The 24460-nt window shown below is 44.7% G+C and carries 16 protein-coding genes; 15 read left to right on the top strand and 1 reads right to left on the bottom strand.

The genetic code is table 11. The features are described from left to right. Nucleotides 1-2: 2 nt before the first annotated feature. The 9 genes from G5B43_RS03975 to G5B43_RS03935 all read left to right on the top strand — a co-directional run bounded on the left by G5B43_RS03975 (nucleotide 3) and on the right by G5B43_RS03935 (nucleotide 14490). Nucleotides 3-1670 carry a RagB/SusD family nutrient uptake outer membrane protein gene (locus G5B43_RS03975; protein ID WP_165293387.1) on the top strand — a complete coding sequence of 556 codons (1668 nt, stop codon included), beginning with the start codon at nucleotides 3-5 and terminating at the stop codon, nucleotides 1668-1670. Then, nucleotides 1657-3504 (top strand): metallophosphoesterase, encoded by a 1848-nt coding sequence (locus G5B43_RS03970; protein WP_165293386.1) that lies wholly within the window; start codon nucleotides 1657-1659, stop codon nucleotides 3502-3504. The genes G5B43_RS03975 and G5B43_RS03970 overlap by 14 nt, the downstream gene beginning before the upstream one ends. A gap of 185 nt (nucleotides 3505-3689) precedes the next feature. Continuing rightward, nucleotides 3690-4325, top strand: coding sequence for an outer membrane beta-barrel protein (locus G5B43_RS03965; protein ID WP_165293385.1), 636 nt, complete (start codon nucleotides 3690-3692; stop codon nucleotides 4323-4325). Between the two features lie 288 nt (nucleotides 4326-4613). Then, nucleotides 4614-5201, top strand: coding sequence for an RNA polymerase sigma factor (locus G5B43_RS03960; protein WP_165293384.1), 588 nt, complete (start codon nucleotides 4614-4616; stop codon nucleotides 5199-5201). A gap of 49 nt (nucleotides 5202-5250) precedes the next feature. Then, the gene (locus G5B43_RS03955; protein WP_165293383.1) at nucleotides 5251-6462 is read left to right on the top strand and encodes a FecR family protein; all 1212 of its coding nucleotides are present in this window, start codon (nucleotides 5251-5253) and stop codon (nucleotides 6460-6462) included. A gap of 147 nt (nucleotides 6463-6609) precedes the next feature. After that, a complete protein-coding gene (locus G5B43_RS03950; RefSeq protein ID WP_165293382.1) occupies nucleotides 6610-10146 on the top strand; it encodes a SusC/RagA family TonB-linked outer membrane protein in 3537 nt (1178 codons plus the stop codon). Nucleotides 10147-10157: 11 nt separating this feature from the next. After that, nucleotides 10158-11903, top strand: coding sequence for a RagB/SusD family nutrient uptake outer membrane protein (locus G5B43_RS03945; protein ID WP_165293381.1), 1746 nt, complete (start codon nucleotides 10158-10160; stop codon nucleotides 11901-11903). 5 nt (nucleotides 11904-11908) lie between these two features. Continuing rightward, the gene (locus G5B43_RS03940) at nucleotides 11909-13960 is read left to right on the top strand and encodes a phosphodiester glycosidase family protein (protein ID WP_165293380.1); all 2052 of its coding nucleotides are present in this window, start codon (nucleotides 11909-11911) and stop codon (nucleotides 13958-13960) included. A 161-nt stretch (nucleotides 13961-14121) separates the two neighbouring features. Continuing rightward, a complete protein-coding gene (locus G5B43_RS03935; RefSeq protein WP_165293379.1) occupies nucleotides 14122-14490 on the top strand; it encodes a nuclear transport factor 2 family protein in 369 nt (122 codons plus the stop codon). A gap of 139 nt (nucleotides 14491-14629) precedes the next feature. On the opposite strand, the gene G5B43_RS03930 is transcribed toward G5B43_RS03935, so the two are convergent. After that, nucleotides 14630-15205: a porin family protein gene (locus G5B43_RS03930; RefSeq protein WP_240904720.1), complete on the bottom strand. Its 576-nt coding sequence runs from the start codon at nucleotides 15203-15205 to the stop codon at nucleotides 14630-14632. 177 nt (nucleotides 15206-15382) lie between these two features. On the opposite strand from G5B43_RS03930, the gene G5B43_RS03925 reads away from it, so the two are divergent. The 6 genes from G5B43_RS03925 (at nucleotide 15383) to G5B43_RS03900 (ending at nucleotide 24420) form a co-directional block, all read left to right on the top strand. Then, complete coding sequence (locus G5B43_RS03925) at nucleotides 15383-15916, top strand: RNA polymerase sigma-70 factor (RefSeq protein ID WP_165293378.1); 534 nt, start codon at nucleotides 15383-15385, stop codon at nucleotides 15914-15916. Then, nucleotides 15913-16848, top strand: coding sequence for a FecR domain-containing protein (locus tag G5B43_RS03920; protein WP_165293377.1), 936 nt, complete (start codon nucleotides 15913-15915; stop codon nucleotides 16846-16848). Before G5B43_RS03925 ends, G5B43_RS03920 begins: the two co-directional genes overlap by 4 nt. Nucleotides 16849-16934: 86 nt before the next feature. Next, complete coding sequence (locus G5B43_RS03915) at nucleotides 16935-18590, top strand: carboxypeptidase-like regulatory domain-containing protein (RefSeq protein ID WP_165293376.1); 1656 nt, start codon at nucleotides 16935-16937, stop codon at nucleotides 18588-18590. A gap of 100 nt (nucleotides 18591-18690) precedes the next feature. Then, the gene (locus G5B43_RS03910; RefSeq protein ID WP_165293375.1) at nucleotides 18691-21543 is read left to right on the top strand and encodes a TonB-dependent receptor; all 2853 of its coding nucleotides are present in this window, start codon (nucleotides 18691-18693) and stop codon (nucleotides 21541-21543) included. Nucleotides 21544-21566: 23 nt separating this feature from the next. Next, entirely contained in the window at nucleotides 21567-22814 is a 1248-nt protein-coding gene (locus tag G5B43_RS03905) for a DUF4876 domain-containing protein (RefSeq protein WP_165293374.1), read from the top strand. Continuing rightward, nucleotides 22738-24420, top strand: coding sequence for a DUF6850 family outer membrane beta-barrel protein (locus G5B43_RS03900; protein WP_165293373.1), 1683 nt, complete (start codon nucleotides 22738-22740; stop codon nucleotides 24418-24420). Before G5B43_RS03905 ends, G5B43_RS03900 begins: the two co-directional genes overlap by 77 nt. The last annotated feature ends 40 nt before the right edge of the window (nucleotides 24421-24460 follow it).

Below are 24460 nucleotides of genomic sequence, written 5' to 3'. Positions count from 1 at the left end.
AGATGAAAACAATATTGATTCTTCTCCTACTGATCAGCTGCTGCCTCTCTGGCTGCCAGTCAGATTTTTTGGACAGGGTTCCTTTAGATCAGCCTTCCAATGCCAGCTTTTTTTCGACGGAAAACGAACTGGATCTGGCGATCAACGGGGCCTATCGTCAACTCTATTGGCACTCGTATAAAGTACCTTACCCTTTATGGTTGGATGCGAGTACCGACCTGGCTTGGTGCCGCGGTGACTTCGGCGGTATGCTGACCGCCCAGGGCGGTCAATTTACGGCAGAGACGCCCCTATTCAACAGCGTATGGGTACATATGTACGAAGGAATTGCCCGCGCAAACAATATCCTGGAAAATATGCATCGTGCACAGGAAGTAGTAACGCCGGAAAAGTACGCAGAGATAGAGGCTGAAGCCCGTTTCCTACGTGCTTATTTTTATTTCTACCTCACCAACCTTTACGGGGACGTACCTTTGGTTACCACCATGCTACAGCTATCGGATACCGATATGCCTCGTATAAACGTGTCGGAAGTACGTCAGCAGATTTACGCCGATCTTGAGTTCGCAGCGCAACATCTTCCCCAGGAGTTGCCTGCGAATCGCTCTGGCCGAGCATCTGCGGCGGCTGCACTTACGCTGATGGCGCGTACAGCCCTACTTGCCGGAGATTACCAGATTGCTGCGGAAAAAGCAAAAGCGGTGATCGATATGGATCAATATCAGCTCTACCCAGATTACCGAAATCTGTTCCAGCCCGAAGGAACCGGCTCTTCCGAAGTCATCATGGAACAGCAATATCATTTAGATGTTTTTACAACCGCCATACCCCGTTACCTAGCTAACCGGGAATCAGGGGGCTACTCTGTATTGGTGCCTACGCAGATACTGGTGGATATGTATGCCTGCAAAGATGGTCTACCCATTGACGAAAGCCCTTTATATGACCCTGCATCGCCTTTTGAAAACCGTGATCCACGGCTGGACCACTCGATCGTATTACCTGGCGAGTGGATTAACGATCTGAGGTTCCAAACCCATCCGGACAGCGTACAAACCTACAAACGGACAGCAAATGGCCTGCAACGTGTGGGCAACCCGGAGGTAACCAATGCCTATGCGACGTTTACGGGTTACTTATGGAATAAATATTATGATGAGGATGACATGCCAGGCAATGCGAACCAGTCGACCTTCAGCACCATGTTGTTTCGCTATGCAGAGGTCCTACTGACCTATGCGGAAGCCAAAATCGAGCTCAATCAAATTGATCAGAGCGTCGTCGCAGCACTTAACGAGGTGCGGACAAGAAAAAGCGTGGAAATGCCGGCGGTGAACATCGCCATGAACCAACAGGCTTTACGGAAAACCGTTCGCTATGAGCGCACGATCGAATTTGCGCTTGAAGGCTTCAGACTTTTCGATATCAGAAGATGGGGCATTGCCGAAAAAGTGATGCCCGGAGATGTTCTCGGGCGTCGGCGAAAAGCGCATTGGTATGACCCTATTATACCAGCCATTGACGAAGATAATCATCCGGTCTATAACAATGGATCAACCATTTTTCAAATCATCAGTACAAATCAGTTTACCAAACGTAATTACCTGTGGCCTATTCCGCAACCGGAATTAGACCTTAATAAACAATTAACACAGAATGAAGGTTACTAAATTATTCACTGTACTGGCTGTCTTAGGATGCATAGCCTGTAGCAAAGCGCAGATACAGGAATACCTGAACGGCGCTAGTAAAATGGCGGTAACGCCGAAAGCTGCAGCCGAAGATTTTATGATTGCCGTTATCGGCGATACCCAGTATTATACAGAAAACCAAGGAACAAACGGACAATATATTGAGCAACTTCACGACCAGATCAACTGGATCCGGGAGCATCGTGTAGACTCCAACATTGTTGCCGTGATCAGTGTCGGGGATATTATCGATGATTATGACCATACGGATCTGGCGACCCAACAACAATGGATGCGTGCTTCCGAGGCTTATGCCGAGTTGGAAAACATACCCGGACTCCCTGACGGGATACCATATGGGGTCGTGGCGGGCAATCACGATATCGATTTCAGTGCACCATGGGGCGTCAGTCCGTATTACGATACGCATTTCGGTCAACACCGATTCAGCGGAAGGTCTTATTATCAGGAGGGTTATCCGGAGGGAACCAATGAAAACCATTACGACTTCATTAATACTTCTTCGGTCAACTTGATGGTCGTTTACCTGCGTTGGAACCGCGATCAGCAACAGGTTACCGAGGCCATCGATTGGGCCTATCAACAGATTGCCGCCCATCCCGACCGGCAGGCCATTGTGGTGACCCACTACACGGTATCGGATAATAAAGATGTCGATATAGATGGCAAAAGCGATTGGGGGCTGCAAGAAAAGGACGGTATCAGTCAAGCTGAACAAATGTATACCCGTTTTCGCGAACTTCCGAATTTCTTTCTGATGCTCGGCGGCCATGTGTCCGGTGAAGGCAGGCGCGTAGATGTATACAATGGCAACATGGTGCATGCCATGACCGTGGACTACCAAGGCAGGGAGTATGTACCGGGCTTGCTGCGTACCATCAAATTTTCTCCTTCCAACGACCGCTTGGACTGCCAGACATTTGTTCCGGGAAGTGCGCCTATTGACAATCTGCAGAGCACATTCAGCCTGCCCTGGAAGCGATCGTATACCATGTCGCGAACAAACGACTATAACAATGATGGGCGTTCCGAACCTGCATTTTTCCAAGACGGCAACTGGATTATTCCGGGTCAGCCAAACCAAACCTTTGGCGATCGTCCTACGGACATTCCGGTCCCGGCAGATTATGACGGCGATGGCAAAACCGAGGTTGCTATTTTTCGAGAAGGCACGACCTATAACCGCTGGATACGCCCCGATGCGGAGGATGATGTTTTCGGTCAACCGGGAGATATCCCTACACCAGGCGATTTTAACGGCAATGGCCAGGTTGACTATGCCTTTTTCCGACCATCCAAGCGTACTTGGTACGTACGGTACAACTATATGCCCTCTCCACGGTATGTGACACAGGTTTACGGAGCGGCAGACGATATTCCTGTTCCAGCTGATTATGACGGCGATGGCAAAGTAGATTATGCGCTCTTCCGTCCGTCTACTGCAGAATGGTTTCGGTTTGCCATTCATCGAGGCCAATACGGAAAACCGGGAGATATCCCGGTACCCGGAGATTACAACGGTGACGGTATCACCGAACGTTCTATATACCGACCCTCTACAAACGAGTGGTATGTGGACGGAATTGCTGATCCGGTCATTATCGGACAGACTGGTGATATCCCTACACCGGGTGACTATAATGGTGATGGCAAGACCGATCGAGCGGTATACCGCCCGCAAACGGGAGAACTTCTATTTCCGAACGGACAGACCATAAGTACGGGGGTAATCAATGGTGTTCCTTTAAATCTCCCTTATGCGATCAGTCATCATTTTTTTGGAGGGAATTAATGTGATTCAAAAGAGACAGTCGCTCCTCGGAAATTCATGACAATTATATTACCATGGTCAATGCGTTGATGGTCAGAATATTATTTTGCAATATCGGTTTTTCACAGAAAAATATGTTTTGAAATTTTTGCTTCACAAGGTAAAACGTTTAGATTTGCGCCAGTTTAATTTAAAATCAATTTTATATGAAAAAATTATTACTTACTTTAACTGCAGTTGCAGGTCTTACCGTTGCATCAAAAGCACAGGAATTCGGTTTCCAAAAAACAGATTTCATCGTGGAAGGTTTTATCAACTCTTCAAATGCGAATGATAAGCAAGAAGAGGAAAAAGTTTCTAAATTCAACTTTAATCCTAAATTCGGATACTTTGTAAGCGATAAAATCGCTGTAGGTTTGGAGTTGGCCGTGGGTAATACCAAAACAACAGATTATTCTGGAGAAAACGACGTGTACGAGAAAGGTAACAACTTTGGTATCGGTGCTTTCGGACGTTACTATTTCCTAGAAGTAGGTTCACGTTTCAAAACCTATGCTGAACTAGGTGCGGGTTACAACCAAGTGGGCGGAGAATTTAACAACGGTACGGAAACAACCGAGCTTGACAAAACGAAAGGTTTCGGAGTAAACGCAGGTGTAGGTGCGAATTATTTCCTTACAAACAACATCGCCGTTGGATTTTCTTTCGGAAACGTTGTAGCATTTAACTCTTCAAAAGTAGACGTTGACGGTGCGAAAGCGCAAAATGAATTCACTACGAACATCAACGTTTTTGATAACTTCTTTAACACAGCTCACTTTGGATTAACGTTCAAATTCTAGTGTTATCTAGTTTTAATGGTATAGAAAAGGCAGTCCGTTTTGGGCTGCCTTTTTTTATGTCGTTACAAATGCTGACCGAAAAATTTCATCCTCCCGTCGTGAGATTTGCTATGTTACGGAAAATAATATTAACTTTATTGACAGGATCGGGTTAGATAGTGAGCTGGGCAAGGGATCCGTTTTTTATTTTCATCTCGGCCTAAATATCACATAAACTTAATACCAGGAATTTGTAACGAGATTTTAAATGTTTTAACTTGGGTCGATTTTTAAGGAATAGATTTTTATATGTCTCTAGAGCCACCATTGACCGCAGAAGAATTCTTGTCTTTCCAGGAAGGTGATGAACATATCTTCGAATATGTCTATAATGTCTATTTTGATGTGATAGTTAAAAAGGTCTATCGTCTGTGCAAAGAGGTGGCTGTAGCCGAGGAGATTACGCAGGAATCCTTTGTGCAGCTTTATTTACATAAAGAGAATTTAAAAGACGCAGAGGGCATATATCCCTATCTGTATGTGGTATCTAAACGATTGGCCATATCGCACTTCCGGAAAAAGGTAAATCAGGAAGAATATGAAAATTATCGTGCATCTAGTTGGGAAGAATCGACAGATGAGAACCAGAAAAGAATAGAAAATAAGGACTTAAGTGCGGTGATACAAAATGCAATCAATGAGCTTCCTCAACAGCAGAGGATCGTGTATCAAATGAATAAGCTGGAAGATAAATCTTATCATGAAATAGCTGATATGGTAGGTCTTTCGAAAAATACAGTTCGCAACCACATCGCAACCGCGACCAAAATTATACGGCTTAAACTCCATAATTTCCTCTTTCTTCTCCTTTTAATAAAAATTTTATTTTCCATATAGTACTTTTTTCGCTATAGGGCGTGTATCTATATAGAAGCACAGCCAGAAAATGAGTAACGAGCCCCAATTAAAGGAGTTAATAATACGCTATCAACAAGGTAAATGTAGCGAGGAGGAAATGCAACGGCTCCGCACTATGCTTGCCGATTCCAAGAATACCGAACTCCTGGAAGAGCTGTATGATACGTTACCTGAAGGATTTCCTGACGACAAACTGTTTCAGCGTAAAGCGGGTATTTATCAACAAATTTTAAACGATAAACGCGTTCGCCGAAAGGTAGCGGATGAATCCGTGTCAATCCGTAAACTTTGGTGGAAAAAGCCATGGATAGCCGTAGCCGCAGCTGCATTAATTGTCATGGTGCCTTTTTTATATAATAATCTTTCATTTTTCCATGCGCCTGAAGATACTCCTTCAAGCAATCTGGCGCAAAATGTCATTGTACCGGGAGGCGATCGCGCGCGTATTATTCTTGATAATGGTTCGGAAATTAATCTAGAAGAAATTCTAGGCGATACGGTCATTGTTCAAAACGGTTTTTCCATCGTTAAAGACGAAAACGGTACAATTTATTATCGCTATGACGATGCAACGACCTTGACACAAACGGCCGTCCACAATACCGTAGTGACACCCAAAGGTGGCCAATATCAAGTGGTGCTGCCAGACGGTACCCGTGTTTGGTTGAACGCGGAGAGTAAACTGCGGTATCCGGTATATTTTGGACAGGACAAACGAGTGGTAGAGCTGGAAGGAGAAGGTTATTTTGAAGTAGCTAAACAAACGAGTGGTGCTAAACGCATACCGTTTATAGTGGAAACGGGTGCACAGGAATTGGAAGTGTTGGGCACGACGTTTAACATCGAAGCTTACGGGAAGAATATAAAAACAACCTTGGTGGAAGGGAAAGTACGTTTAGGGCTTGAGGCCGGAGGACAGGAAGTCTTACTGCAACCAAACGATCAGGCCACAATAAGCAATCGGACGCAGCGATTTGATGTAAAAAAGGTAGATCCTATATATGCAACGGCATGGAAAAATGGAAATTTTGCTTTCCGCAAGGCGACCATCAAAGAAGTGATGGAAAGTGTAGCGCGTTGGTACAATGTGGAGGTGGTTTATAACGCAGCGGTCGACAACAGCCTTTTTACAGGAACGATATCGAGATTTGAGCAAATTGATAACTTGCTTGAACTTATTGAATTAACCGGCAGTGTTCACTTCAAAATAGAAGGAAGGAGGGTCATCGTGGAAGAATAAGGTTTACTTTTTTCATGAGACAAAAAAAAGCAGGAGCGGTCGTAACGCCCCTGGTTTCCGTCTACATGACTAAAGATTGAAAAATAACTAAGGACTAATTAATAATCAATCATATACAAATGTATGAAAAAAAAATATTCAATTCTGATGAAATTGAGTCTAGCCATTCCATTGTTATTAGCCGCCAACCTACATGTTAGCGCATTAACATTCGGACAGACATTTACCTTAAAGCAGAGCAAACTGCGTGTAGAACAATTGTTCAATGAATTACAACGTCAAACGGGATACAATATTTTTTATGACGAATCGATGGTGCCAGCAGCAGCTGTGCTAAACGTTTCTTATAATGATGCTGCCATACAAACGGTATTAAAAGATGTTTCTGATCGATACCAATTGACATATAGCATCGTAGGAAAGAATATCGTATTGAGCAGACGCAAGATTGCTGCGCCTACCACGACGGTAGCTGACGAAATAGAAGAATCTGTGCAGCAACGGACGATAAAGGGTTCCGTTGTGGATGAAGGTGGACAGCCGCTAAGTGGCGTGACGGTGCGAGAGATCGGGCATGAAAACCGTAGCGCTACTGATAGCGATGGCAAATTTTTGTTGCAGCTGCAAGGCACAGATGGGCTGTTGCGGTTTTCCTTAATGGGTTATCTTCCCAAGGAGCAGAGCGTTGGAGCTTCCAACGATATGAATATTAGACTAGAGCTAGATATACAGGAAGTGGACGAAGTCGTTGTCGTGGGATACGGAACACAAAAGAAAGAGAATTTGACAGGGGCTACTACAGTAGTAGATTCCAAGCTGTTGCAAAGCCGACCTGCTGCAAACGTATCATCGCTGCTACAAGGAACTGTTCCGAACCTGCAGGTTACCTTTGGTTCGGGCAGACCGGGCGCTTCTGGAAGATTCAATATCCGCGGCGTCAACTCCATCTCCAGTAATGCTACACCATTGGTTATCATTGACGGATTTGAAGGGGATATCAATCGAATTAACCCCGCCGATGTGGAATCGATTACGGTGCTTAAAGATGCGTCTGCTGCAGCCGTGTATGGCGCACGTGCTTCGTATGGCGTGATATTGGTGACCACCAAAACCGGAAGTGGAAACCGGGCGCAGATTACCTACTCCGGACAGACCTCCGTAAGTGCGCAAACGACATCGACGGATTTTGAAACCCGCGGTTATTATTCAGCGGGCATAAATGATTTGTTTTTCTCTAACTATGCCGGCTCCAATTATACCCGGTATACGGACGACGACTATTATGAGCTCTGGCTGCGTCGAAACGATGAGACAGAGCATCCCGACAGACCTTGGGTAGTAGTGGACGATAGAGATGGTCGTGAAAGCTACGTGTATTACGGGAATACCGACTGGTATAACCATTTGTTTGACCTGAGAAGGCCTATGCATACACATAACCTTAGTGTGAATGGGGTTTCCGAAAACATGAAATATAGCTTATCGGGGAATTATTTTAATCAAGAGGGGGTGTTTCGTCAGCATACGGATGATTTGAAACGGTATAATTTACGGTCGCGCGTGGATTTTACCGTAAACAACTGGTTGGATATTAATACAAACCTGTCTTATTTTAATTCCTCTTATGCCTATCCGGGGCCAAGCGGTGTAGATAATAGTTTTAGCGCGGCTGTGGTGCACGGGCTGGCAAGCATCGTTCCGGTGAATCCGGATGGTACGCAAGTGTATCAAACAAGTATCAGTAATTACAATCTGATGGATGGTTATGCTGCTTTGCTCGGGCAGGATCTTCACCGAAACATGGATAAGGTAAGTGAGTTTTCGCCTACGATAGAAGCGGTGATCAGGCCTTTCAAAGGTTTTGATATCCGCTCAAGTTACCGGTTTATTCATTACAATTACCAAACGATGAATAAATCGGCAAATATAGCGTATTCTAAATACCCAGGAGAGGTATTAAATATCACATCCGGCATTGGGAATGACCGTTTGTATGAAACGCAGGTCAATCATCAATATCAAGCGGTGAACACGTATGCTACTTATCAGAACGTATTTAACAATGATCACGATTTTAAGATCATGGCAGGGTATAATTATGAAACGAAGCATTTAAAAGATATTAAAGTCGCGCGGAATGGCTTGCTAAGCGATCAGCTTACCGACTTCGAAATTGCTACCGGCGACGTGCTGGAAATCAACGGCGGGCAAAATGAATATGCGTTGTTTGGTACGTTTTATAGGCTTAATTATGGTTATCAGGATAAATATTTAGTAGAAGCAGCGGGACGATACGACGGTACGTCGCGCTTTGCAAAGGGACACCGATTTGGTTTCTTTCCGTCTTTCTCCGCAGCTTGGCGCGTGGACAAAGAAAGCTTCTTTGAAGAATGGAATCAAAATGTGCTGAACGGTTTGAAAATAAGAGCTTCATATGGGTCGTTGGGTAATCAGCAAGTGGGGTACTACGATTACTTGCAGACCATCAATGCGGGGAATGTTTCCAAAGAGTATTCTTTTGGTGACGTGATGGCTCCTTATGCGCAAGAGAGTGAACCGAACGCGAGCGATTTGACCTGGGAAACCGTAAACACGACAAATATAGGAATTGATGTGGCGTTGCTCCAATCGAGATTAACGTTCACGGGAGATATCTACCAGCGCGAAACCTTAAACATGCTAACAGCCGGGAGAACAATTCCAGCCTATTATGGAGCAGATTTTCCGTTGGAAAATGCTTCCGATCTACTAACGAAAGGTTGGGAGGCTAGCGTGAATTGGAAAGACGGGTTTGATCTGGATGGTAAACGCTTCAATTATTATGTCGGCGCAGGGGTTGGAGATAATATTTCTCGGGTAACCCGATTTGACAACCCGAACAAAAACCTATCCAATTTTTATGAAGGGCAACGGCTCGGGCAGATTTGGGGATACGAAGTAAATGGATTCTTTAAAACAGATGAGGAGGCTGCAAATTACGCGGTTGACCAAACATCCGTGAATACGATTATCAATACTTCAGCGATTGATCAGGGTTTACATGCCGGAGATATGAAGTTTGAAGACCTGGACGGGGACAATGTTATTTCACTTGGTGATAATACCGCAAACAATCCGGGCGATCGCCGTGTGATCGGGAATTCCTTGCCGCGATACAACTTCAACTTTACATTCGGTGGCGATTGGAATCATATCGATCTTTCGGTCTTTGTACAGGGAATAGGGCGACAGAACTGGTATCCCGATACGAGATCATCTTATTTCTGGGGGCCTTATGCACAACCGTATTCGACATTTATAGGCCAGGATTTTTTGAGCCGCGTTTGGAGCGAGGATAACCCGAATGCCTACTTCCCACGTCCACGGGGGTACATCGCATTGAATGCGACAAACCGCTCATTGGGGGTCGCAAACAGCAAGTATGTACAGGATTTAGCTTATATGCGCTTGAAAAATGTTACCGTTGGTTATACTTTGCCGCCGAAGCTAGCGTCTAAAGCGGGGCTATCGAAGCTTCGGGTATATTTTAGTGGTGAAAATTTGTTGACGTTTACGAAGCTGGAAAGTAAGTATATAGATCCCGAACAAGCGGCAACAGAAAATACATACAATAGGTCGACAAGCCACGCCAAGGTATATCCTTGGGCGACGACATTTACGTTTGGGTTGGATATCAGTCTTTAAAATAGAGCGCGATGAAAAAGAATTTTAACAACATAATGATAGGGGTAGGGCTGATAGTAAGCTTGGTATCCTGTGATTTGGATAAAGTCCCATTAGCGACCCTTTCTCCGGAAACTTATTTCTCTAACGAAGAGGAGCTTCGCTTATATAGTAATAAATTTTATGAAGATGTATTACCAGAAGCGGCAGATATATACAATGATAGGGCCGACGTCATTATTTCCACGCCGCTAAATACAGAAATATCCGGTCAACGGACAGTGCCTGCCACCGGAGGTGGATGGGGGTGGGAAGCATTAAGGAGAATTAACTATCTCCTGCAGAACTCGCATCAAACGGATGATATAGCAGTTAGAAATGAATATGATGCCTTGGCCAAGTTTTTCCGTGCTTACTTTTACTTTGAGAAAATGAAGCGGTTTGGTGATGTGCCGTGGTTTAACGAAGTATTGGGTTCTGATGACGAAAGACTCTTTAAACCTAGAGATTCGAGAACCCTCATAGCAGATTCCATTATGCAAGATTTGGATTTTGCGATTGAATACTTGCCCACAACGAAAGATGTGTATCGGGTAAATAAATGGACGGCATTGGCGTTAAAATCGCGGGTAGGTTTGTTCGAAGGTACTTTCCGGAAATATCACGGCATGGCAGATGCAGAAAAATATCTAAATGCCTGCGTAGCCGCATCGGAAGAACTGATAGATAACGGAGGATATACCTTGTACACGAATGGAAGCACGCCTTATAGAGATCTGTTCGCAACACCTGATGCCAGAAGCCAGGAAATTATCTTGGCGCGGCACTATGACCAAGGACTTAATCTGACACATAGTGTACAGAATGCTACAAATGCGAGCACGTTGGGACGTCCGGGATTATCGAAGAGCTTCGTGAACACCTATTTGACAACAGGAGGGCTTCGGTTCACGGATCAACCAAATTATAATACCAGAGAATTTGTACAGGAAATGCAAAATCGCGATCCGCGTCTTGCGCAGACCATTCGTACGCCTGGATATACTAGAATTGGTGGGGGAGCTGCCGCACCAAACCTGTCCTTTACCGTTACGGGTTATCATCTGATTAAGTACACTATGGAACAGATATATGATGCTTATGATGCGAGTGTCAATGATATGCCCTTGTTCAGGATAGCGGAAACCTATCTGAATTTTGCGGAGGCAAAAGCAGAATTGGGTACGTTGACACAATCGGATTTAAATAAATCGGTGAATTTACTTCGCGCCAGGGTGGGAATGCCTGCGTTAAATTTAGAGCAGGCCAATACAAATCCTGATCCTTATTTATTAAATGAAAATACCGGCTTCCCGAATGTGTCGGAAAAAAATACGCAGTATACGGGTGTTATCTTGGAAATACGAAGAGAAAGAGGGATAGAATTGGTGATGGAAGGCCACCGATATTACGATATCATGCGTTGGAAAGCTGGTAAATTATTTGAAAAGCCATTCTTAGGTATGTATTTCAGCAGGTTAGGCGATTTTGACCTCGACGGAAATGGGACTATAGACCTCTGTCTATATCAGGGTACGAGACCTGGATCGTCGGCGAGTCTGTTTATGGAAGTTGGCCAAGACATCGTACTGTCAGAGGGAACTAGGGGTCATGTGGTGGCACACGGCAACATCAACAGGAAATTTGACGAGGTAGAGGGTAAGGATTATCTATACCCGATTCCTTCAGAGGAGATCAATTTATCGAACGGAACTTTAAAACAAAACCCTAGATGGTAATCATTATGAAAAAGCACAATCTTTTTATTATATTATTTCTAATAAGTTGTTTTACTACACTTGTTCCGATAAGTGGGTGTAGTAAAAAAATATTAGATAATTCGGAATTTGGTAATCTGTTGCCGGAACTCAAGGAACCGGAACCGCCGGTTACGAATGAAACGTTAAAAGATAAGGATGGCTGGGTGAGTGATACGATCGACAATGGCTTTATCCATTATCAATTTTCGAAGTATATTCAAGCACAAACTGCCAACCAGTTTGTAAACGTGGTGGAATTGGATTTGTCAAACCCAGACTATGAATTGGAATTTGTCTCCTTAGGAGATCGAGATACGCTGTCTGCCGTGGCCGAAGCCCGTGGCGCCATCGCTGCTATTAATGGGACCTATGAAGCAGATGCGAGTTTTATAAAAGCGAATGGGAACATCGCCTCGCCGGTTACATTAACCGAAGGGCATTTGCGGTTTTGGAAGCACGAGGGAGCTATTTCGTATAATGCCGGTCAGGACCTGACGATAGGATATGGAACAAAAGAAGATTATGCGCAATCGCCTTATCTTAATATATTTTCGGGAGCTCCAATGCTCATTGACGATTACAAGAAGGTGGGCGAAGATTTTATCGGAGATGTTACCGGGATTAACTTAAATAGCTTAGACTATGAAGATTATCGGAGACATCAAGGCGTTAGGCATCCACGTACCGCGGTTGCCTTGACCGAAGATAATAAACTTCTATTGATCACGATTGATGGTCGTTTTAGTGAATCGGCGGGCATGACGGCAAAAGAAGCAACACAGTTTTTAACCAATTATTTCGCTCCGCGGTTTGCGCTGAATATGGACGGTGGTGGTTCGACCACCATGTACATTAAAGATAAAGGTTACGAGAGGGTTGTCAATTACCCCACGGATAATGGTGCCCGTAACCATTATGGGCAACGTTTATTGCGAACGTTTATATTGGTCAAAAAGAAGGGTAGTGCAGACCAGTTCGCCGGGGGAGATGGCACGCAAGGAAATCCCTATTTGATAGCGACTGCCAATCACTTACAAAATATGCATGCGCTTAATTGGAGCAATACAGAAAATAATCCCTATTACTTTAAGTTGACGGCCGATATTGATATGGTTGGACGTAATTGGAAACCTATTAATAACGCCGACCCGTATATGAAATTTCTTCATTTCGATGGAAATGGACATCTTATCAAGAACTTGACCTCCAAGGATGCTTCGTATGCCAGTTTTTTTGGCGTTCTATTTGGTTCTTGTAAGAATTTAGGTCTTGTAAATGTGGATATACAATCTACAAACGGAGGAGGTGCTTTTGGTGGCTATCTCGGTCTGCGTTCACCAGATAAACCTGTCAAAGTTGGTATCATTGAGAATTGTTTTTCTACGGGTAAAGTAACTGGAACAGATGCAGTAGGTGGAATTGCTGGTAACGTTGGTAAAGCGAATGGAGGCAAAACGAGTCTCATCGTCAACAGCTTCTCGACAGCCGAAGTTATTGCAACGAATTCGGGGGCAAGCAACAGCCGGGCCGGAGGTTTAGCCGGTATCGTATGGGATGGTGGTAAAGTGGATAATGGCTTCTCTGCAGGAAAAATCCTTTCCAATACAAACGCTGGTCGGGGCGCTGGAGGCCTGTTGGGTTGGACAGATGGTAATGTTAAAGGATTAATAGCTTTCAATCCAACTGTGGAAAATGTTGGGGATGGGTTGGCAGGTCGCGTTGTTACCAATATGGGGCAAGTAGCCGGCGTGATTGCTCAGGGCGAAAACTGTTGGGCGTCTGAAGATGTTGTCGTGATAAAAAACGGCAGTCCAGTTCCGTCATCTAGCTTCGTTACAGGCGTAGTTACTGTTCGGGATACACCTTACGATGGAGAGACAAAAAGTAAAGCGTTTCTGAGTGATATGAATAACTACCAAAGTATACTAGGCTGGGAGCTTGGTCCACAGAAGCCTTGGGCCTCTACCGTAAACAGCAAAGGATATCCTATTTTGCAATGGTTGTTCTTAAGAGGGGACTACGAAACGTATTATTAGAAGTTGTCGGTTGTAATTAACGTTCGAGTTCTCGTTATACAGTTTTTAATGGTATAGAAGAGGCAGTCCAAACGGACTGCCTTTTTGTATGTAGACATTCGGTCGGTTTTTGGAAAGGTATTTGTGATTATAAGTTTATTTTAAAGATAAAATAAAGAAATATGGAAGCTTTGGAATTTGAAAAACGGTATTGGAAAGCCATGGAAGACCGCGATATTGACGCTGTTAAAAATCTTACCCGCTTTCCTTGTATTATTACCGGGAAAACGGGCGTGCGAAAAGTGGATGAAACTGAATTTCACAAGAATTTCGAATCTAGCAAGAACATGCGGATGCGAGTTCTTGATATTTCGGATATCACGTCGCAAGCAATCAATGAAACAACGGCTCTTATTGCTTACATCGTTCAATTGGAATATGTCGTCGGCGGACAAACGTCAGCATTTCGCTGTGCATGTGCATCAACATGGGTAAAGGAAAATGATCAGTGGCTTTGCGCCATGCATACAGAATCCGATTTAGAGAAATAAATGTAACACAGCGTAAACCAAAGACGTCAGTCGGTGTTCTTCCTATATAAGAAAGATGAACATGATGAGGTAAACCGTTAGGAAAAATAGGAAAGGTGTGGAATGTTCCACACCTTTCCTATTTTAGGGGTAACATACGCTAAAAGCGATAGCCTAGGGATAAACCGATCATACGATTTCGGCTCTCGAGTTCATTGCTTGTTTTATTGATGGCGTGATTATAACGAAGATCAATAGAAAACTGGTCGATATCCGTACCGATATTGACAAAACCATCGTAGTTTAGTTTCTTATAATCTACTTTTCCGTTTGCACTATTAGCTTTCAGGTTGTAATTGAACTGTGGACCAATAGATGTACGCAAAACCATCTTATCGGTATCCACGACGCGATAACCTATTTGAAGAGGTAAATTTAATTGGTAGAATGTGGGGGCAAATTTTTTACTTTCCAATGTGTAGGTCGATTTAAAACTGGAGAATGCCAATTCGCCTTCCACGTAGAGCTTTTCGGTCGTACGAGCAAATACGCCAGCTTGGAAACCAAATTTTGAATCACTATCACTGACTGCCTTATTTCCATAGCTAGGCATGTTGTAAAGAGCGCCTGCTTTGATGCCAAATTCGACTTCCTGTGCTTGCGTGGTTACATGCATGCCTAAACCCAAAGCCAAGAGCATGGCGACATTCTTTACTTGTTTTTTGAAATTTTTCATTTTTTAATGCTGATAAAATAAATATTATGAATTCCTTTATACCTATGACTGTTAAGTCGGATGATACCCTTATCAGAAAAGAAAAATTATTTTTCGCTAAGGGTAAAATGAAAATGGATTGTCTAGATAGTAAAGAGGCCGGAAAAATGGCCAGGAAAAAGAAAACAGCATGACGTTATGCTCATAGATAAAGAAAAGAAATTTGAGGAAGTATTTCGAACGCATTTTAAGGAATTACACCGCTATGCGTTTAAGATCGTACAAGATGCTGCGGCAGCGGAAGAAATCGTTCAACAGGTTTTTCTAAAACTCTGGGAACGGGATGCACAGCTGGATATCCATACGTCAATCCGATCATATCTCTATCGCTCGGTACACAATGAATGTATGAATGCCATTAAGAGAGAGCAGTATAAGATGAAATATCAAGCTTATCAGGAATATAATAGGCGTGATGATACGTATTCGCAGCAGAACGATCGGGAATTGAAGCAGCAGCTGCACGAGGCATTACAGCAATTGCCGGAAAAGAGCAGATTGGTGTTCGAGATGAGCCGATTTCGGGAGTTGAAATATCAGGAAATTGCCAATGAGCTCACCTTATCATTGAAAACAGTGGAAGGGCACATGAGCAAGGCTTTAAAGCACTTACGCATTCATTTAGCGGATTATTTAAATATCGTGGTCTTCATTATAATGACAAGGTTATGAACAGTGAGTTAATTGTAAAATATATAGTCGGCGAGGCTGATCAGCAAGAGCGTTCTGTGGTGGAGCGCTGGATTGCCGAAGACACCAACAATAAGCAAGAGTTCGAAAAGATGAAAAAAATATGGGACATGGGGGAGTGGACTGAGCAAGTTCCGGATGTGGATATCGACGACGCATGGTCGAACTTTTTGCGGATGCGTGATGGTCGCAAAAAGCATATCAGTTGGAATAGGTGGGCGATAGCTGCTGCGCTATTGGTGTTCTGCGCGTTAGGTTTTTGGGCCATGGAGGCGTCATTAGGGGATCGAAAAACATTCCGGACGGAAACACAGGTACAATATGCGACCTTGCCAGACGGAAGTACCGTACACCTGAATACGCATGCGGAGATGCATTATGGAAAAGGATGGTTGGACAAATATAGGCATGTGCAGCTTCATAAAGGGGAGGTTTTTTTTGATGTCAAGAAAGACCCCAAACATCCCTTCGTGATCCAAGCGGGAAAAAGCGAAATTACGGTGCTGGGCACAAGCTTTCACGTCCGCCGGGAAGGTGTCCTTACGGAGGTCATTGTGGCAAGTGGTTCGGTAAAAGTAGCACGCGGCCAACAGCAGGTCGTACTGAAGCCAAATCAGATGGTACTATTAGCTGATACCTCTACAGCAGAGATCCGTATAGATACCGTTCCGGACCAGCTATATCGTTATTACGTGCGCCAGGAATTTATTTTTGAAAATACCGAATTACAACGTGTTTTTGAAGTTCTGGGTAAGGCTTATGGAAAACAGTTTGTAATCGATAATCCAAAGACACGGGAACTGCCTTATACGGCCACGTTTGAACAGCAAAGCCTACAGGAGATATTGGAGGCTATTTTAAAGACCTTTGATTTGAAGATCGTTAAAAAGGATAATGTTTATCATATAAATTGATCATCATGTATAGGCTAAATAATTTCTTAAAAATGCTAAAAATAATACTATATATTATTCGTCGATCTAAACTTAGAGCTTTGGTTATGCCCATTTTATGTATGTTTTTCCTGTCGGTACAAGGGCAACATAATCTTTCCCGGCGTATCGAGATGCCGAAATTTGAAAATGTGAAGCTGCGGGTGATCTTTGATCAATTAAAGAAAGAAGAATCAGTGCTGTTCTCGTTCAATAGTAATCTGGTTGATCTAGATAAGCCGATTCATGCAGCCCCTTTTCGAGGGCTAATGATTGATTATCTGGAAGTATTGCTTGGTGAGAAATATACTTTCAAGGAAACCAATTCACATATTATCATTACGTATGCGCCACAGCGACTGAACGTGCATACGATCGATATTGATACGTTGAAAAATAACCGCGCGAAGATAACGGGATATGTGATGGATGTACAAACGAATAAACCGTTGGATCTGGTGACGGTATATGACCGAACTACATTCCAGGCAGCCTCCTTAACGCGTAAAAACGGTTATTTTGAACTGGACTTGAAGAACTTGGGAAATACGGTTACGGTTGCACTCAGTAAAGAAAACTACCGGGATACCATGCTTGTTTTATTGCTTCCGATAGATGTGACGAATCCGGATCCAAACAGAAAGGTGGGCTACCACCAAACGCTAGACTCGACAAAGACCATTGCCAACTCGGCATTCGGACGTTTTTTTACGAGTTCAAAGCAGCGTATCCAGAGTCTTAACGTAGGTGGTTTCTTTGTGTACAGCCCATTTCAGATTTCCATGACTCCGGGATTGAGTACGCACGGTCTTTTCAATTCACAGGTGGTGAATAAATTCTCGCTGAATATTATCGGCGGTTACACAGCAGGAGTATCGGGTACCGAGTGGGCGGGTGTTTTTAATGTGAACCAGTTTGATATGCGGGGGGGACAAGTTGCCGGGGTAACGAACGTGGTAGGAGGCGATGTGCGTGGCTTACAGATGGCAGGGGTAGCAAATGTTGGTCTAAATACATTAAAGGGCGTGCAGTTAGCTGGTGTGTGGAATACAATCGATACGTTAATTGTTGGAGCGCAGATAGCCGGCGTGGCAAATTTGGCGACGGACGCTACACGGAGTTTACAGATCGCCGGCGCGATGAATAAATCAACAAACGAGGTAGGGAACCAAGTCGCGGGGGGAATCAACATGGCAAAAAAAGTACGTGGTATACAACTTGGGGTTGTCAATATAGCGGATAGCAGTGACTATCCGATAGGTGTATTCAATTGGATTAAAAATGGTACACGGCAGTTCTCGATCGGACTGGACGAAAGCCAGTTTGCAGCGTTAAATTTCAAGACCGGAGGACGCGTGCTGTATGCGGTCCTAGGTGCGGGAACATATATAGACGATAAAGATTTGCGATATGGTTTTGAAACCGGCTTGGGAGGTTTTCTCGTGAAAAAGAAACGGTTTTCATTATCTGCGGAGCTTACCCATAGGATTCAGTTTGATAAAGACTGGAAATATAATGAGGCAAACCGGAGTTCGTTACGGATTATTCCGGCGATACGTTTGAATAAATCGTTGCAGTTGTACGCGGCGCCATCACTGACCTATGCAGAAGCTACACGTAAAGAGGCTGGCGCTAATGCTGTGTTATGGAAGTTCTGGGGGGCAGATGCTTCCAGAAAGACCATACACGGTGGTGGAATGGTAGGATTATCGTATACATTCTAAGTAAATTGTCGTGATAAGATAGGTTTTAAAAGAAACATTGTTGCGTTTGTAATATTTTATTTATTACATTTGCAGCGATCAAATACCATATCTATCAGACATGTTAGACCAAAGATGCTTTATCAGGTATGCTTTTCTATTCTTGGCGCTTTGTATCGCAGCAACGTTAGCGAATGCCCAACAGCAAAGCATAAAACTCAGAGGAACTGTTTATGAAATGCAACAGAATAACCGACGGCCACTTGGCGCTGCATCCGTCAAGCTGTCGCCGTACGGTTTACAGACTCATACCAATGAACAGGGGGAGTTTCAGTTAGAAGACGTTCCGGTGGGGGCTGTTCGGATTACGGTTAGTCATGTTGGGATGGCCGATTTGGATACGAACATGGTGCTGACAAGAGGTCACGAACTCCGTCTCATCCTGCGGCCCAATTCGTATAGGCTTAGGGAGGTCGACGTTACGGGACGAAGTTCGTCCGCAAACGGTTCGTCCAGTACGCATATCGGTCGTAACGCTATAGACCATCTGCAAGCCAATAGTTTGTCGGATGTCATGTCACTCGTACCGGGGGGCTTGGTCGTGAATCCGAACCTGAATGAACCGAAACAGATCAATATTCGAAATGTAGCCAATGCTACCTCCAATGCGAACGCATTTGGTACCTCTATTGTGCTGAATGGTTCGCCTGTATCCAATAACGCAAACTTGCAGACCCTCACGCCCGTACACACTGGATCGTCTATGTCTGGAGGTACACCGCCGACGGGAGGTTTTGATACACGTAATATTCCGCTGTATAATATCGAGTCTGTGGAGGTTATTCGAGGGATACCCAGTGTCAAATATGGCGATATGACGTCCGGGGCGGTGATCGTCAATCAAAAGGCCGGTGTACATCCGCTAACGGTAGAAGGTAGCACCAATCCCAATCTATACGGCATCAACCTGTCCAAGGGATTTGCGCTCAACGACAGGCAGGACGCCCTCAGTATGGGTGCAGATTATGCACACAATACCCATGATCCGGTTCAGTCGTACCTTTTTTACGAACGTACGTCCCTAAATGCGCTTTACAGTTCGAACTGGCTAAAGAATAAGTTGCGTACCCACCATGGATTGGTGGTTTTCCACGGGGGCGAAACAAGAAGACAAAATCCCAACGACGAAACGCGACAGCTGAGGTCATCAGCGAAAGAACTGGGTTGGGTGTTGAACAGCTCGGGTACCTATCGGCCGCAATCCTCCTCTTGGTGGCGCGAGCTGTCTTATTCGGGTAGGATCGGGGTGACAGACAAGGAGGGCTATTATCAACAGCGTTATACCGCTGCTAATGCAGCCTATGGGATGTCAACACAGGACGGGGCTATATTATCGAATACACCGGGAGGTCGGCTTTTCGATGAAGAGGGGCGGGAAATAACGCGTATCCTACCTGGCGATGAACATCGGTACGCCATTTATCTCCCCAGTACCTATTTAGGTATGCACCAGATCGACGGTAAAGAATTCAACGCCTTTTTCTCGGCGAATACCACCTTCTTTCATAGACTTGGTAATTCCTATCACACCTGGTTGGCAGGAGGAGATTTTAAGATCGACCGGAACTTTGGCACCGGAAGGATTTTTGCAGACAGCTTGCCGCCATACCGAAACCTGAGCTACGTCAACTCTTCCTTTCGTAACTGGCCATTTGATAATATTCCTGCCCTATACCAGATCGGCGCTTTTGTAGAAGACAATATCGTTTACCATATCGGAGATCACCGTCTTAACGTGATTGCTGGTCTTCGCTATGATCGCTTTTCAGGCGTGGATGACCGCGTCTCGCCCCGTATAAACTTCTCTGCCGATATTGTTCCTGACAGGGCTGTACTTCGATTAGGTTACGGCTCGTTGGCCAAAGCACCGGGTTTACTATACACGCATCCTGAACCGGCTTATTTCGATTATATAAACATCAATGAAATGGCCAGCGGGCGTGAAGATGCGCTATTCATGACGACAACGCGCGTATTCGATACCAAGAATAACGATCTAAAAATTGCGACGAATACCAAATTGGAAGCCGGAGTGGATCTACGGCTAGGGAAGACGCAATTGCATGTAACGTTATTTCAAGAAAAGCTGCGCAATGCGTACGGCATCGGTCCTACCCTGAATACATTTCGCCCGGTAGAATACCTACAATATGAACGTGCCCAAGCAGTTGATCCGACATTAAAGATTGCTTCTTCCCATCCGGTATTGGCCTCCTTCAACCAACCCCATAGCAATAACCAGCTGGATAAATGGGGGCTGGAATTCGACTTAAACTTGGGGAGAGTAGATGCGATAAGGACAGCATTTCAGCTCTACGGTGCCCACATTCAACAGAAATCCTATTCTTCGGATTATTTTTTCTACGACGAACAGAGCGGCGCCGGAGCAGCGGATCGGACACACATTGGCTTGTATGCGCCGGAAATGACAAGTGCTAATGAAAGATCAACCGTGACAACGTTAAAGATCGTCCATAACATTCCGCGCATTGGGTTTGTCGTGACGCTCACGACCGATGCCATCTGGAACGAATCGAATTGGACGGTCTACGGCAACGATTCTATTCCTCTCAAATACATCAGTAAAATAGATGGCCAGGTATATGAGTTTAATTTCAAAAATAGGGAAGATGTTACGGAAAAGGAATTTCAGGAGATCCTTCGTCCGGTAGCGCGCCCATTGGAAGTGGTGGAAAGCTTTCCGGCCATGTTCAATTTCAACATGAACATCAGCAAAGAGATTAAGGACTTTCTGAAGATATCGTTTTTTGCAAACAACCTATTCCGGTCATATCCGGTGGCACAATCTGACCGGGTCGGTACGCGGTACTATACACGAAATATGCCTGACAATACACGGAATAGTCCCGGTCTTCCCTTCTTTTTTGGATTTAGAGTCGGTGCTAAATTTTAAAGAGTTTAATAAAGTATATATATATGAAATTAGAAAAATATAACGTGGGTAGTTTGATCGTTGTCTTTTTGGGCGTCTGTACCATCTTTCAAGGCTGTCAGAAAATCAATGATGCACGCGAAATAGAAAATATTCAGTATGCTTCGTTACGCTTGGAGGCTATTCCGGTTATCGAGGAAGTTACATCGACCGAGGGCTTGCGATTGGTTTTGCAAAATTTTCCGGAGGGAATCCGGATCGAACGTACCATGGAGGCTGGGGCCAACTATATCGATAACATGGTGCCCGGTGTGTATAGCGTTACCGTGAGCGGGACGGTAGAGAGTGACCAGGGAAATTTTTTCCTGAATGGTAGCGTGAACAATGTGATGATCCTTCGGGAGAACGAGACGTTGGAAATCGAAGTCGACGGTGCTACGGTGGGTCCTTTCGCCTTCAGCGAAATCTTTTATTCCGGGACAGATCCTTTTTACTTTCGAAACCAGTTTTACGAAATTACCAACAATTCGGATGGAACTGCTTATGCCGATGGGTTATACTTTGCTCGACTGGTGCCTATAGCGGCTTCGACAAGTATGCCGATCTGGCCGGAAGAAGACGGTAATCGATACGTATACACTGATCGTATATGGCGTGTTCCGGGCAATGGCGCGCAGTATCCACTGCAACCGGGAGAATCCTTTACCATTGCACAGTTTGCCGCAAACCACCGTTTGCCCCAGTATAGTCCAAATTCACCCATTGACTGCTCGAAATGTGAGTTTGAGTTCAATATGAATAATCCTAATTTCCCGGACCAGCCGGCCACCGATATGCAACATATATTTTTTAACGGGAACGCTGCGATGGGTTCGTCTCCGCAATACCTGACTTCGGTATTTGGAAGTGCGTTGGTTATATTCCGCGTTCCGGAAGGAGAGACGTATGACCCCGTTGGCAATCCGAATTTACAGACCCGTGACCTGTCCACGACCTCGCCCAATTTGTACGCCAAGATACCGCGTAGCTATGTCGTTGACGCGGTGGAAGCGGTACAAAATGAAACTATGGGAACCGCAAAACGCGTACCTACTGTATTGGATGCGGGGATTACCTATGTCGATGCCACCTACAACTCATTGGGCGTTCGGCGGAAAAAGCTGGGAAACAGAAACGATGGATCACCTATCTTGATGGATACTAACAACAGCACAGATGATTTCGAGCCTAAGGTGGTTCCGCAGTTCAGGTACCACGGACAAGGCGTCCCCGATTGGTCATCTGCGAATTAATCACGGATTAAAAATAGAATTGAGCGACATGAGTATATACCAAAATATCACTTTCTACCTATTGACATTACTTTCCCTTGGCTATGCTAACAGCGTAGTGGCACAGCAAGAGACGGTAGACAATATGCTGCAATGGGAAGTGGATCAGCAATACGGCAATTGGCGTCACACAGGTAACGCTGCCGGGCTGCTAGTTGACCGACCGGCTCACTTTTCTGTGCTACAGGCTGGGTACAGTAGTCAAGCTGGAGATTTCAGAAGACCGCAGGAAGCACGAAAAAGCACACAAGCTGATGTGGGTACGCTAGGTAATATATACCTGGGTGATCTATACATACAGGGACACTTCGGTTATGCTAGACAAGATCGTCGAGCTGCCGAATACAATGCATCCTTGATTGACCCGTTTCGCGGAATGCCATACATGATTGCAGACACCAATGCCAGTCATTGGGCTAACGAGCATTACCGCCTTGGGTTCGAGTTGGCGTTCCCGCTCAAAGACGACAGGTTACAGCTAGGATTGGCCATGGAGTACCGCTCCTCTAGTGGGGCTAAGCAACGTGATGTGCGTGCATTGAACAAGTTCTACGCCCTTCAGGTCAGCCCAGGAGTAGTTTATGAGATTGCTCCGCAACATCGGATAGGCGTCAACGTTTCGTATAGTAATCATAAGGAAGAGGCGACCAATAGGAGCGTAAACAATGAGATCGACCAAGGGTATTTTTCGCTGTATGGGCTGGGACATTCGATCGCCCGGCTAGGCTATGAAAACCTAACCACAACTCGCCAGACAAACTATGAAGCAGATAGGATAGGGGTTGGGTTACAATATGGATTTGACGGTCCTTGGTTTGTGCTGCTTTCGGGGAACTACGAAGTGGGGGCTGAGAATGTACACGTTGGTTTTATGGATACCCGGCCTGAAGGGACACTTTTGCGGGACGATTGGACGGTTACAGTGGCGGTACGCCGTTCGCAAGAACATTGGAAGCACATTATCGATGTGAAAGGCCATTGGTCAAATGCCAGAGGTTCGGAATATATCAACGAATTCGTTCCTGGGCTCGATAGTGACGGCTATATGAATAGATACAGCAGCGTACGTTCTACATATGATAAGTCTGGCATTGGAGCAAGCTACGAGCTGATTAAAATGAATGGCAGCCAATACAGCTACCGAGCTAAGGGAAGGCTAGCTTATGGTATGGCAAAGGATAGATACCTGATACCAAGCTCTACGTTTGCATTCGAAGAAATGCTGTACGGAGCAAGTTTTGAAAAGGCTTTTTCACTGGGAAAGGGGGCGAGGTCTTTTCTTTCCATTGGTGTATCGGTGGATTATAGGCAAAGTCTAAACGCAGATTACCATTATGGTGGATCGCTCCCTAATTCCCTTCCGGTGGCCGATTTAATGGTGCGTGAAACAAATTATTCCGCATCGGATTTCCTGGTCATTGGCGTGCCACTCGTTTATTCGTTCGAACTTTCCGCAGCTCGGGAAACCAGTCTGTTTATCAAGGGTGAGGGCTTTTATCAACGAGCAGACCAAACGTTTTTCGATCATCGTAAAGGTATGCAGGTTAGCGTAGGTGCAACATTTTAGACGACTATTTAATCCATACTACAATTAAAAAATCATTCCA

The organism is Sphingobacterium sp. SGR-19 (genome assembly GCF_011043555.1).
Lineage (GTDB): Bacteria > Bacteroidota > Bacteroidia > Sphingobacteriales > Sphingobacteriaceae > Sphingobacterium.
This window is presented reverse-complemented; position numbering and strand designations above follow the sequence as displayed.